The organism is Mycobacterium sp. NGS45 (genome assembly GCF_059812645.1).
Window position 1 is genome coordinate 27,957 of record NZ_JCALDB010000016.1, and the last position, 12,051, is coordinate 40,007.

The 12,051-nt window shown below is 69.1% G+C and carries 10 protein-coding genes; 1 reads left to right on the forward strand and 9 read right to left on the reverse strand.

Annotated elements, in window-relative coordinates:
* Positions 1–13 precede the first annotated feature (13 nt).
* The 8 genes from AC5Y3P_RS15520 to AC5Y3P_RS15555 form a co-directional block, all read right to left on the reverse strand.
* Positions 14–655 carry a DUF4333 domain-containing protein gene (locus AC5Y3P_RS15520; protein WP_500046808.1) on the reverse strand — a complete coding sequence of 214 codons (642 nt, stop codon included), beginning with the start codon at positions 653–655 and terminating at the stop codon, positions 14–16.
* A gap of 16 nt (positions 656–671) precedes the next feature.
* Complete coding sequence (locus tag AC5Y3P_RS15525; protein WP_500046809.1) at positions 672–1,880, reverse strand: DUF7373 family lipoprotein; 1,209 nt, start codon at positions 1,878–1,880, stop codon at positions 672–674.
* Positions 1,877–3,781, reverse strand: coding sequence for a serine/threonine-protein kinase (locus AC5Y3P_RS15530; RefSeq protein WP_500046810.1), 1,905 nt, complete (start codon positions 3,779–3,781; stop codon positions 1,877–1,879). The genes AC5Y3P_RS15525 and AC5Y3P_RS15530 overlap by 4 nt, the downstream gene beginning before the upstream one ends.
* A 130-nt stretch (positions 3,782–3,911) precedes the next feature.
* Complete coding sequence (locus tag AC5Y3P_RS15535; protein ID WP_500046811.1) at positions 3,912–5,732, reverse strand: serine/threonine-protein kinase PknH/PknJ; 1,821 nt, start codon at positions 5,730–5,732, stop codon at positions 3,912–3,914.
* Positions 5,733–5,742: 10 nt separating this feature from the next.
* On the reverse strand, positions 5,743–6,468 hold the full coding sequence (locus AC5Y3P_RS15540; protein WP_500046812.1) for a DUF4333 domain-containing protein: 726 nt from the start codon (positions 6,466–6,468) through the stop codon (positions 5,743–5,745).
* Between the two features lie 34 nt (positions 6,469–6,502).
* Positions 6,503–7,762, reverse strand: coding sequence for a DUF7373 family lipoprotein (locus AC5Y3P_RS15545; RefSeq protein ID WP_500046813.1), 1,260 nt, complete (start codon positions 7,760–7,762; stop codon positions 6,503–6,505).
* Positions 7,763–7,824: 62 nt separating this feature from the next.
* A complete protein-coding gene (locus AC5Y3P_RS15550) occupies positions 7,825–9,840 on the reverse strand; it encodes a serine/threonine-protein kinase (protein WP_500046814.1) in 2,016 nt (671 codons plus the stop codon).
* 126 nt (positions 9,841–9,966) lie between these two features.
* Positions 9,967–10,677 (reverse strand): cutinase family protein, encoded by a 711-nt coding sequence (locus AC5Y3P_RS15555; RefSeq protein WP_500046815.1) that lies wholly within the window; start codon positions 10,675–10,677, stop codon positions 9,967–9,969.
* Between the two features lie 221 nt (positions 10,678–10,898).
* Here AC5Y3P_RS15555 and AC5Y3P_RS15560 point away from each other — a divergent pair, with 221 nt between their 5' ends.
* A complete protein-coding gene (locus AC5Y3P_RS15560) occupies positions 10,899–11,699 on the forward strand; it encodes a 1-acyl-sn-glycerol-3-phosphate acyltransferase (protein WP_500046816.1) in 801 nt (266 codons plus the stop codon).
* Here the strand turns inward: AC5Y3P_RS15560 and AC5Y3P_RS15565 are convergent.
* Positions 11,696–12,031 (reverse strand): YnfA family protein, encoded by a 336-nt coding sequence (locus AC5Y3P_RS15565; RefSeq protein ID WP_500046817.1) that lies wholly within the window; start codon positions 12,029–12,031, stop codon positions 11,696–11,698. The two genes, AC5Y3P_RS15560 and AC5Y3P_RS15565, sit on opposite strands and share 4 nt — an antisense overlap.
* Positions 12,032–12,051 lie beyond the last annotated feature (20 nt).

Here is a 12,051-nt window from a genome sequence, read left to right on the forward strand (position 1 = left end):
CGAAACATAGCTGTCAACCGGGCACGCCCACCCAGTAGGTCCCGGAGTCGTCGGCGAAGGTGATCGGCACGGTCTTCTTGACCCGATTGACGATGGCTTCGCAGTCGAAGGTGGCACCGGCGCGGATCACCGGGTCGACGCCGTTGTTGCACCGCACATTGCTGACCCTGGCCAGGCCGTATCCGTCCTCGGCACGGGTGAGTACCTGCTGGACGCCGTCTTGGACCGCGTTGACATCCAGGTGGGTGCTGCGCAGGAAGCCAGGCTTCCAGAGTCCGGTGATCAGCACCGCGGCCACCGCGAGCACTGCCACCGAACCGACGAATATCAGTAACGCCCGGCCCCTGCGCTGTGGCGACGGATCTCCTGGTGGCGGTGCGGATGAGGGCGCAGGGGGCCAGTTCCCGTACGCCGGAGCCGAACCGGGTCGATGCGGGAAGGTGCGGGTGGTCTGGTCGGTCCGCGGTGGCGGGTAGTTGCCGGTCGGTACCGAGCGCGGGTGATCCACGGTGGGATCGGGTGCCCGTACCTGCAGTACTTCGGTGGTGTGCTCGGGCTCGGCCGACGACGGCGCAGCAGGTGCCGGGGCTGCGGCGTTGGATTCGGCTGCGGCGTTGGATTCGGCTGCGTTGTCGGCTTCGGCTGGGTTGGTCATCGTGGCCCCTGGTGATTCATTCGGCGGTCAGCATCAGGTACTGCGCGGCCATGACCTGGTGCACCAACTCTTCCTTGGGGGCGTCGAAATAGAACGCGACGTCGCCGGCCGCGGCTACGCAGGTGATCTTGGTACCGAGCAGTAATTCGCCGGTCTTCTGCCGACACTGGGAGTCGGGCAGGCCGGGAACCGGATCGGCCGGCGATTCGCCTTCTGCAGGCTCGGACCACTCCTCGACCAGCCGGCCCGCACCCGCGGCGTCACGCGCCTGGTACGTCGTGGTGCGACCCATCGCTGCTGCCTTCAAACCGACCTCGGTGATCACCGGTTCGATCTCGAGTGGATCTTCGATGAGCGCGAGGATCCCGCGCGCGCTGTAGCTGCCGCCGTACACGGTCCTACTGTCGGCAGCCTCCGGGATGGTGCGGGCCAGCAGTCCGTCCGGGTCCAGCGGCAGCGCAGCGATCTGATCTGCTGCGGTCGGGGTGAAGCCGTCCAGCTTCGGCAGCTGCTGATCCAGGGCTTTGGCTGCCAACTGGGCTGCAGCCTCGGTGCCGGTCGCCGCCTGAGTCTCCAAGGCCACCACGAACGGCCCGCGGGCGATGAAGGTCTGCACCCGGTCCGAAGCGGCGCTCGACATCCGGTAGCTGACCGCGTGCGCGTCCGGATACCCGGGGATGTCGACCGGGTGGGTGGGGTTGGTCTCATCGGGATAAGCCTGCGAGATGCTGCCGGAACGGCCCAGCATGTCGGCAGCCGCGGCTTCGGCGTCCGCCGGGGTGGCGAACCGCAGTAGCGAGTTCTGCAGCGCGGCGGTCGGTGCGGTGTTCGGCCCGCTATAGGAGGCCACGTAGGTGCCGGAGATGAAATTGTGCGCGCTCGAGCCGTCACCCAGGATCGAACCGAGTTCGCTCTTGACCACGTCGGCGTTCTTGAAGACCTTGGTCGCCCAATGCTGGTTCAGTGTCGGATCGACCATCGACGGCAGCACCACCGCATCGAACATCCGGTGTGCTTCGACCAGCTTGCCGGTGTCACCGGCGGCGCCCAGCGGTGCGCTCGGTTTGGTGGGGAAGTTGCCTGGGTTCAATTGCGCGGTCACCGCGGTGGCGTCGTCGACGCGCGGGTCGCGTTCGGCGGTGCCGGTCACGGTGCTGGAGCAGCCGGCCAGCAGGGCCAGGATCAGGGGCGCCACGGTCAGGTGCCGGATGGCGGCCGGCCTCATCGGATCCGCTCCGCGAGGTAGGGGACCAGCTGTTCGTTGAGGTAGCGGGTGGCCGCCGGCCCACCGCTGAGCATGGCGCTGACGGAGTTCCAGTCATCGATGATGACCACCTCGCCGTCGTGGTAGCTGAAGCTGGACTGCAGACCATCCCAGCCGCCATTGCCGGCGGCCTGGTCGGTCCGCAGCACCAGGGCCACCTCGCTGTCTTGGATGATCACTTGGTCCATCGGTTTCTCGAAGGCGCCGTCGGGGTCCGCCTCCAGCTTCGGGTGGTAGGTGAAACCCAAATCGGTGATATAGCGCACCGCAGGCGATCCGGGCAGCGCAGCGGACAGTCCGGCGTCGGAAAGGATGAAGATGGTGATCTCCTTGCCGGCGAATTCGGGGTTCTCCCGGCGGGCCTTGGCCAATTCGGTGTCGATGTCGTTCTGCAACGCCTCGGCCTTGGCTTCTTCGCCCACCACCCGCGCGACCCAGGCCAGCCGCCGCGCCGACGTGAACGGGTCATCGCCGGCCGGTCGCGCGATGGTGGGGGCGATCTCCGCGAGCTGGTCGTAAACCTGCTGAGTCAGGGTGGACGAGGAGTCGATGATGACGCCGGGCTCGACGTCCCGGACCGGCTGGACGTTCTGGTCGGCCAAGACCGTCGGGGAGCCGTGCACCATGGCTTGCAGCCAGTCCGGCAGGTTCCCGGTTGGAATGGTCAACGCGACCGGCTGGACGCCCAGGGACAGCACCGCGTCGGCGTCGATGGTCGTCAGCGCCGCAACGGAAGATGGCCGGGCGTCGAGGGTGGTGGAACCGAACTCATGCTCGAAGGTCTGCGCCTGATAGGGCGCGGTGTCGGCGTCACCAGTGCTGACCACCAGTCCGGCGACCACCGCGGCGACCGCAGCCACCGCGGCCCCGGCCAGCAGCCATCGACGCGAGCGCCGTTTGGTTGCCGAACCGTCCTCGGTCGGCGGGTGGTAATTGCCGGTCGGATAGGTGAGGGGGTCCGGCCCGCCGGCTGCCATGTGCGCGGCCGGTGGCCCTGGGATGGGTGCCGCCGGTTCGGCGCCTTGCAGGGCGGTGGCAGCCGCGGCCGCCAGTTCCTGCGCACTCTGATACCGCGCGGCCGGGTCCTTGGCCAGGGCGGTGGCGATCACGGTGTCGAAGCCGGCGGGCAGCCACGGCGCGATCTCGGTGGGCCGCGGTGGTGGGCGCAGCACGTGCGCCATCATGATCGCCGACATCGGGCCGGCACCTTCGAACGGTGTCCGGTTGGTCAGCAGCCGGAACAGCGCGCAGCCCAGGGAGTACAGATCCGAGCGGTGATCCAGCGGCCGGCCCTCGACGGATTCCGGTGAGGTGTAGGCGACGGTGGCGACCATGGAGCCGGTCGCGGTGAGGCGTTGGGCGTCGTCGAGGGCGCGGGCGATGCCGAAGTCGGCGAGCAGGGCGCGTTCGTCGGGCCCGACCGGACCGGTGAGCAGAAAGTTTGCCGGTTTGACGTCGCGATGCAGCAGTTGTTTGGCGTGCGCGTAGTCCAGCGCCTTGCCGATCTGGGTGATGACGTGCACGGCGCGTTCGGGATGCATCGGCCCGTGCTCGTCGAGGTCCTCGCCGGCGTCGTGGCCCGGGACGTACTGCATCGCGATCCACAGCCGGCCGTCGTCGGTCTCGCCGCGGGTGAAGATCCGTACCACGTTGGGGTGGTCCATACCGGCGGCCAGGTCGGCTTCGCGCATGAAACGGGCCCGGAAGTGTGGGTCGGCGGACAGTTCGGTGTACAGCACCTTGACCGCGTCGTGGCGCGGCAGGCTGGGGTGCTGGGCCAGATAGACCGTGCCCATACCGCCGGCGCCCAGCACCCGCTCGACCTGGTAGCCCGCGATGTGGGCGCCGACAGGCAGGGTCATGGCAACCTCGCGGGAACAGACATGGCGACGGGACAGTCGCAGGTACGGAAGAGCATCTCGCAGCTGAGCCTACTGGTTGCTGGAGACATCGCTGTGCAGGAAATCGTTGCAGGCGTAGGGCGCCGACGCCTCAGATGTGCACGCCGATGACGATGGCATCGGCGATGTCGCGGGCCTGCTCCCCGATTTCGGGCGCGCAGGCCATGACGTCGACGACGACGTTGCGGACGGCAGTCATCGCGCGCTGGCAGCGCGTGGTGGAGCCTTGCATGGAATTCGTGGCGGTCAGCACACCGTCTTTGGTCTCGGCGGCGCCCAGCAACCAGGACTCCTGTTTGCCGGGCATGTTCAGGCTGACGGTCTGACCCGCGCAGCTGGGCCACAGCTGAGACTGCCGGGCGACCTGCTCCTGGGCAGCGGTGGGTGAGTCGAACAGCACCACGCCCTGGGCTACGCCGCCCTTGCCGCCGTCGGTGGGCGTGAGGACCTGGGCGTAGACGCCGGTCGAGCCTGAGTCCTGATAGGTCTGGTCCACGACTGGATAGGTCAGCGGTGTGCAGCGGGCGTTCTCGGAGGCGTCCGTGGTGTCGAATTTCTCGACACTTGTCTTGAGTGTCATCTCCATCGGCATCTTCGCGCTGATCTGGTCTGCGCCCAGCAGCAGATCGGGCAATTGGTCCACGCTGAGATTGGCCCGCGCGGGGGTGGTCGGCGCGGCCGAAGTCGTTGTGGTGGTCTGTGCGACCGGTGTGGTGGTCGTGGTGGCTGCAGCGGTTTCGGAGCTGTCATCACCCCCTAGCGTGAGCGCGGCGGCAACACCGCCACCGACCACCAGGACGACGACGCCGGCCAGTGCGGCCCACACCTGACCACGTTTCTTACCCGAGCCGGCCGGTGCGGCATCCGGGCTCGGCGTTGCCTGAGGTGGCGGCGGCGCAGCGTGATGCGCCTGCGCCGGTGGCCAGTTCTGCTGTGCCGGTTGCAGGCTCTGGGCCACCACGGTCGGCTGCTCCGAGGTCCCCGACCGGCCTTCGGCGGCCGCGTAGTGCTGCAGCGCGGCCGCGGCCGCGCCGGCCAGGTCGCGGGCGGACCGGAAGCGATGGGCCGGATCCTTGGCCATCGCGGTGGCGATCACCGGATCGAACGGAGCGAACGCCGGGGAGATGGCGCTGGGCCGCGGGACCGGCCGGCGCAGATGCGCCATCGCCTGGGCCGCCATCCCCTGCACGTCGCCGTAGGGAGTCTGACCGGTCACCAGTTGATACAGCGCACAACCCAGCGAGTACAGGTCCGAGCGGTAGTCGACGGGTCGGCCTTCGAGTGACTCCGGCGAGGCGTAGGCCATGGTGGCCAGCACCGCATTGGTGGCGGTCATCCCCGCGTCGTCGTAGGCCCGGGCAATGCCGAAATCGCCCAGCAGAACTCGCTCGTCCGGACCGACCGGGCCGGAGAGCAGGAAATTGGCCGGTTTGATGTCGCGGTGCAGGACCTGCTGGGAGTGCGCATAGTCCAGCGCCTTGGCCACCTCGCCGATGATGTGCACGGCACGGTGCGGTGTGACGGCACCGGAACGCAGTGCGGCGTCGGCGTCGGTGCCGGTGACCATCTGCATGGCGATCCAGAGTCGACCGTCCGGCGTCTCGCCACGGTCGTACACCGACACGATGTTGGGATGGTCCAGGCGTGCGGCGATGTCTGCCTCGCGCTGGAAGCGCGCGCGGAACTCGGCATCCGCGGAAAGCTCCGCGGGCATCACCTTGAGCGCGACCAGTCGGGGCAGGGCGCGGTCGGCGACTGCGAAGACCGTCCCCATGCCGCCGGATCCCAGGACACGTTCGACCCGGTAGCCGGACACCACTGAGCCGACACCGATCGGGGTCTCTGCCACGTGGTCAACATAGCGGTTGCCGGCACCGGCGGGCGCACCGGCGTCGCGGGGTTGGTCGGTCATGCTGGGGAGATCAGGCCGGGACACCGACCAGGTAGGTGCCGTCCTCGTCGGCAACCTTGACCGGCACGGTGTACTTGGTCCCGTTGATGGTGGCTTCGCAGGAGAACGTCGAATCCGGCGTGGCAGGCGGATTGACCCCGCCGTTGCAGTTGACTTCGCTGACGTTGCTGAGTTCGAAACCGTCGGCGCCGGTCAGGACCTGCTCGACCCCGGCATTGACGGCGTTGACGTCGAGTTCGGACTTCTTCAGGAACCCGGGCGTGACCAGTGCGGCGATCAGGAACCCCGCCACCGCGATCGCGGCGACGGCCAGTAGCACTCCGCCGATCACCAGTTTGCGGCGCCGGCCACGTTGCGCGGCGACCGGAGTGTTCGCGCCGGGAAAGCCGGTGGTCTGTTCCTGCGCCGCCGGGGCCGGGGCCGGCGGCGGCTGGGAGCCGGGCTGTGGCCAGCTGCCGTAGCTGGGGCCTGGGTAGGGCGCCGACGCAGCCACCCGGGTGCTCTCCTCCGACGGCGGCGGGTAGCCCTGCGGCCCGGGCGGTGCGACCGGCCCGCCCGGCGGGGGTGCACCCGGTGGGTAGTAGTCGGTGGTCGGCGGCGGCGCATAACCGAATTGGCCGGGCGGCGGCGCGGACTCGGGGCGCCAGGTGGGCACCTGCTGGGTGGCCTGCTCGGAGTCGGCCGGGTTCGGCGGCTGCTGGCCCTCGGAGGAGTCCGGATCGGACGGGTTGCTCATGGTTACTCCCGTGCTGGGGTGGAAGGAGATTGGGTTATTTGCTGTTGGTCAGCATCAGGTACTGCGCGGCCGCCATCTGGCGCGCGGCCTCGGTCGGGCTGCTCGACACCTGGAAGGTGACGTTGTCTGCGGACCCGACGCAGTACGCGTAGACCACCTTGGAAAGCTCCGACGGCTTGGTCTCCAGGCACTGGGCGCCGGGCAGCCCCGGGACACCGTCCACCGGTATCAGACCCTGGGCTTCGGTCGCTGCGGCGAACTCATCAACGAGTTGGGCGGCCGCGGCAGCATCCCGGACCTCGATGTTGGTGGCGCCGGCCCGCGCGGCGGTCGTCATGCCCGCCTCCGCGAGCAGTTTCTCGTCCTCGACCGGCGTACTGGAGAAGGCCAGGATCCCCTGCGGGCCGTAGACACCGTGCGTGATCATGCGTTCCTTCTCGGGCGCCGGCAGGGTGCGAGCCAGCAACCCGTCCGGGTCCAGCGGGAGGTTGGCCAGCTCATCCACCGGGGTGGGTTCGAAGGTGTCGATCATCGGCAGCTGCTTGTCCAGCGTCTTGGCGACCAGGTCGGTGGCGGCGTCCACACCGGCCTGGGCTTCAGCCTGCTGGTAGAGCACGTACGGTCCGCGCAGCGTGAACGACATCACCGCCTCGACCTCCGAGCTCGTCGAGTTCTTCCAGGTGACGGCGCGGGAGTCGGGATGCCCGGGAACCGAGACGGGCTGTGTGGAAACCGGTGGCTCGTCGGGCAGTCCCGCGGCGACGGTTGCGGTCCGTCCCACCATGTCGTCGAACGCCGCCTGGGCGTCCTCGGGCGTGGCGAACCGCATCGAGGTGTTCTTGAGCCAGAGGTTGACCTGCCCGACGTTGACCGCGATCACCGAGAACCCGGCGACCAGGTTGTGCCCGACGGCACCGGCAGCGGGTGTTTCGTGGACGGCCAGCGAGACCCGCTCCTCATTCCGGATCGGGCCGGTGTAGGACGCGTTGATCTGGGTCAGCTTGGGATCCACCTGGGATGGCATCACCAGGAAATCGGCCATCCGGCGCCCCTCGACCAGGTTCCCCTCGGCGCCCGCGGTGCCGAGCGGCGCGGCGGGTTCGGTCGGATAGTTGCCGGGATCCAGCAGCGCCGGGATGACGGCGTCGGCGGCGATGCCCGGGTCGCGCTGGGCGGTGCCCGACAGCACCGTCGCCGAACAGCCGGAAAGCAGCGTCAACGTGGCTGCCAGCGGCACGATCAGGGCCGAAACCGGCAGTCGGTTGGCGGTCGGTGTGCGGTTAGCCTGCGGCATTCGGATGAGTTTACGGTTGCTGACCGCCGGTGCGGCGCACTGATTTGATGTGTTGGCCGATCTCACCCGATGCGCTGGGCCAGCTTTGGAACCAGGTTGTCGTTGAGGAACCGGGTGGCCGCCGGACCGGCGCTCAGCAGTGCGGCCACCGTGTCGGGATCGTCGACCACGACCAAGGTCTCGGCTGCAGATCGCAGCCGGTCCGGGAGCCCGCCGTATCCGCCGCCGCCGGCATCCGCGTCGGTGCGCAGCACCACAGCGACGTCGGTTCTCGGCAGGTAGGTGGTGTCGGAGAGCTCCATCTCGGTCGCGCCGGCACTGTCGGGGCCCAACTTGTCGTTGTAGCCGAAGCCCAGACCGGCCAGATAGCCGGTGGCCGGTGAGCCCTCCACGGCGACCGACAATCCGGAGTCGGAGTAGATGAACACGGTGACCGACTTGCCCGCGAGATTGTTGTGGTCGACGAGCACCGAACTGCGGGCCGTGTTCAGTTCCTGTTCGAGCGCGGCTGCCCGGGACTGCTCACCGAGGATCTCGCCGAGCCACTCCAACCGGTGTTCTCGGGTGATCGGTTCGTCGGCATCGGGCCGGCTGATGGTGGGCGCCACGTCGGCGAGTTGGTCATAGACCTGTTCGGTGAGACCGGGACCGGTGTCCAGAATCAGGTCGGGATGGGCGGCGCGGACGGCGTCGACGTCGGCTCGGGCCAGCACGGCCGGAGAACCGTGCACCAGTTCGGCCAGCCAGCTGGGCAGCTGCCCGGCCGGGGCGACGATCGCCGTCGGCTGCACGCCCAGTGACAGTGCGACGTCGGCGTCGCCGGTGCTGAGCGCCGCCACCGCGGTGGGTCGGGTGTTCACCGCGGTGGAACCGAAGCTGTGGGTGAACGTTTGCGCGGTGTAGGGGGCCGGCGTGCCCCCGCCACGTTCACCGCCGAGCAACAGCACCACGCCGGCGGCCACCAGCGCGACCACGACCGCAGCGGCTGCGCCGACCAGCCACCACTTGCGCCGCGAAGATGCCTGCGCCGGAACAGGTTCCGCTGTCGGCAGCTGGGCCGCCGCGGTGTAGTAGCCGCTCGGGTAGTCCTGCGTCGAGCCGGCCGCGGGTTCGGCGTAGGCGGGCGATCGCGGCGGTTCAGGTGCGGTCGGGCCCGAAGCGGACGACGGCCACGGCGACGTCGGATCGGGCTGGGCAGGCGCGGGCGGGCCAGGTCGGGGTGCCGGGAGCGTTCGGCCGTCCAGGGCAGCCCGGGCGGCGGCGGCCAACTCCCGCGCACTCTGGTAGCGGGCGGCCGGATCCTTGGCCATCGCCCGCGCGATCACGTCGTCGAAGGCCGGCGGCAACCAGTCGGCCACCTCGGTGGGCCGGGGCGGCGGGCGTAATACGTGCGCCATCATCACCGCGGACATCGCGCCGGCGTCGGCGTACGGCGGGCGGTCGGTCAGCATCCGGTACAGCGAGCAGCCCAATGAGTACAGGTCGGCCCGGTGGTCGAGCGCCTTGCCTTCGACGGCTTCCGGCGAGGCGTAGGCCACCGTCGCGACCAAAGCGCCGGTCGCTGTGAGCTTCTGGGCTTCATCGAGAGCTCGGGCGATACCGAAGTCGGCCAACAGCACGCGCTCGTCGGGGCCCGGCTGGCCGGACAGCAGGAAGTTGGCCGGCTTCACGTCCCGGTGCAGCAGCTGCTGGGAGTGCGCGTAGTCCAATGCCTTGCCCACCTGATCGGTGATGTACACCGCGCGCGCCGGGTGCATCGGGCCGTGCTCCTCGAGCACATCGCCGGCGTCGCTACCGTCGACGAACTGCATGGCGATCCACAGCCGCCCGTCCTCGGCCCGGCCCCGGCTGTAAACCTGCACCACGTTGGGGTGATCGAGTCGGGCAGCCAGGTCGGCCTCCCGCTGAAAGCGCGCAGCGAACTGCGGATCGGCGGACAACTCGGCCGAGAGCACCTTGAGTGCGACGCTGCGCGGCAGGCTGGGGTGCTGCGCGAGGTACACCGTGCCCATGCCGCCGGCGCCGAGGACGCGCTCGATCCGGTATCCGGACACCACCGCACCCACCGGCATGGTCATGGCGTGCTCGCTTCGGCGGGGCCGGACGCGTCGTTATGGGCCGCCGTCTCGTTGGTGAATGACATAGCCCGGCCAGCATCACACATCCCAGGCATCCGTCGTTGCACGGATTGCGCGCGAACCTGCTCAGTTGAACGGTTCGCGGTGGGTCTCGACCCCGGATAGGCGGGCGGCGACGAAGTCCGCGCCCTGACCCGGCATCCCGTTGCCGGCGTAGACGTCGTGCAGTGCCCAATCACCACCACTCGAGCAGACCGGGTCACCCGCGTTGCACAATTCGATCGTCTTGGGTGCGTAGAGCGAGCCGATGGTGATCGGCGGAGCAGTGGAATCGACCATGTTGATGAAGCCGTTGGTCGGTTTGCCGAACAGCGCGACCGCGGCGACGTTCTCGGCGATCGAGTCCGACAGCGGTCCGGTGATGCCCGGCGGCAGCGGATAGTCGGCGGGGACCGTGTCGGAGGTCAGATAGGCGATCACGGCCGCGCCCTGGGAGAAACCACCCAGCACCATTTCGGTGTCGGGGCAGGTGGCCGCGATGTCGCGCACAGTGTTGCTGGCGTCCACCACACCGTCGACGGCGCGGGTGAAGTCCAGGGTCGCCGGGTACTGCACGGGCCGTACCTCGACCGACTTGTCCGGTAGCCGGGTGCGCAGCGCATCGACGAACGCCTGGCCGGTGCCACCAATGCCGGGCGGCTCGAAGGTTCCGCGTGCGAACACCACGCTGACGTCCGGGCAGGGCTCGGCCGCGGCGCTCGGCGCAGCGGGAAACGCCACCAGGGCCGACGAAATGAGTACAGCGACGGCGCTCAGTGCGCGGATTGAGCTGACCACCAAGAAACCCGACCTCCAACCGAACTGTGTGCAGGACGGATTCCCAGGTTCGGGCCGCGGCAAACCGGCCGGAGTCTGCCGGCTGACGTGTGCGGCGCGGTTCGTGAAAAGGTGTCCCGGTGCGCAGTACACCCCCAGAGCCGACCGAGCCGACTTCTGACTAGAGCAAAGTCGATGTCGAGACCTTCGCCGACGCGCTGCTGGACGCCGTCGAAGCCGACATGGAGGCACCGCACGACGAGACCTCGGCACCCGACGCGCTGACCACCGCCGGGTTGGCGCTGCGCCGGCTGGGCATCGAGTTCGTCCGGCGCTATCACCGGCTCGACATCGAGGAGGCCTCCGGCAAGCTCGACGAGCCGGTGCTGTTCGTCGCCAACCACGGCTTCGGCGGCATCTTCGACCTCAACGCGTTCGCCATCGGCGCAGCGCTCGATCAGCTGGGACTGGACCGGCCGTTGACCGTGCTGATGCACCAGATGGCGTGGACCATGGGTGTGGGTCCGTTGTTCGAGCCGCTCGGTGCCCGGCCAGCTAACCCGGACAGCGCCCGGGAGGCGTTCGCCAAGGGGCACCACGTCCTGGTGCTGCCCGGCGGCGACCTGGATGCCTTCAAACCGTGGGCCGAGCGCAACCGCATCGTGTTCGGTGGGCGCTCCGGCTTCGCGGCGCTGGCCATGGAGGTCGGGGTGCCGATCGTGCCGATCGTGACCGCGGGTGCCGGAGAGTCCTTGTTCGTGGTGTCCAACGGGGAACGGTTGGCGCGCGCGTTGCGGCTCGACAAAGCGCTGCGGCTCAAGGCATTGCCGGTGACGGTGTCGCTGCCGTGGGGTGTCAACGTCGGCGGCACGGGTATGTTGCTGCCGTACCTGCCGCTGCCGTCCAAACTGCGGACGCGGGTGCTCGCTCCGATGAGCGCCGTCGCCGGTGAGGACCGGGTCGGTTACGCCGAGCGGGTCCAGGAGTGCATGCAAACCGCGATGACCGAGCTGACCGAGGGACGACGGCCGCTACTCGGTTAACCCGGGCGGGGTGCGTACATGATCACGGCCACGCCGACCAGACAGATCAGCGCACCGGTGAGGTCCCAGCGGTCCGGCCGGAAGCCGTCGGCGACCACGCCCCACAGCAGCGAACCGGCCACGAACACGCCGCCGTAGGCGGCCAGGATTCGGCCGAAATGGGCGTCGGGTTGCAGCGTCGCCACGAAGCCGTAGGCCCCCAGCGCCAGCATGCCGACCCCGGCCCAGATCCAGCCGCGGTGCTCGCGGACGCCCTGCCACACCAGCCAGGCGCCGCCGATCTCCAGGATCGCCGCCAGCACGAACAAGACGACCGACTTCAGCACTGTCACTAACAGACTCCCTCGCCCCT

What these genes read in the sequence shown, in the direction of transcription:
- AC5Y3P_RS15525 (WP_500046809.1), bottom strand. Translation starts at nt 1,880, where the DNA reads ATGAGGCCGGCCGCCATCCGGCACCTGACCGTGGCGCCCCTGATCCTG.
- AC5Y3P_RS15540 (WP_500046812.1), bottom strand. Translation starts at nt 6,468, where the DNA reads ATGAGCAACCCGTCCGATCCGGACTCCTCCGAGGGCCAGCAGCCGCCG.
- AC5Y3P_RS15530 (WP_500046810.1), bottom strand. Translation starts at nt 3,781, where the DNA reads ATGACCCTGCCTGTCGGCGCCCACATCGCGGGCTACCAGGTCGAGCGG.
- AC5Y3P_RS15560 (WP_500046816.1), top strand. Translation starts at nt 10,899, where the DNA reads ATGGAGGCACCGCACGACGAGACCTCGGCACCCGACGCGCTGACCACC.
- AC5Y3P_RS15520 (WP_500046808.1), bottom strand. Translation starts at nt 655, where the DNA reads ATGACCAACCCAGCCGAAGCCGACAACGCAGCCGAATCCAACGCCGCA.
- AC5Y3P_RS15550 (WP_500046814.1), bottom strand. Translation starts at nt 9,840, where the DNA reads ATGACCATGCCGGTGGGTGCGGTGGTGTCCGGATACCGGATCGAGCGC.
- AC5Y3P_RS15535 (WP_500046811.1), bottom strand. Translation starts at nt 5,732, where the DNA reads ATGACCGACCAACCCCGCGACGCCGGTGCGCCCGCCGGTGCCGGCAAC.
- AC5Y3P_RS15545 (WP_500046813.1), bottom strand. Translation starts at nt 7,762, where the DNA reads ATGCCGCAGGCTAACCGCACACCGACCGCCAACCGACTGCCGGTTTCG.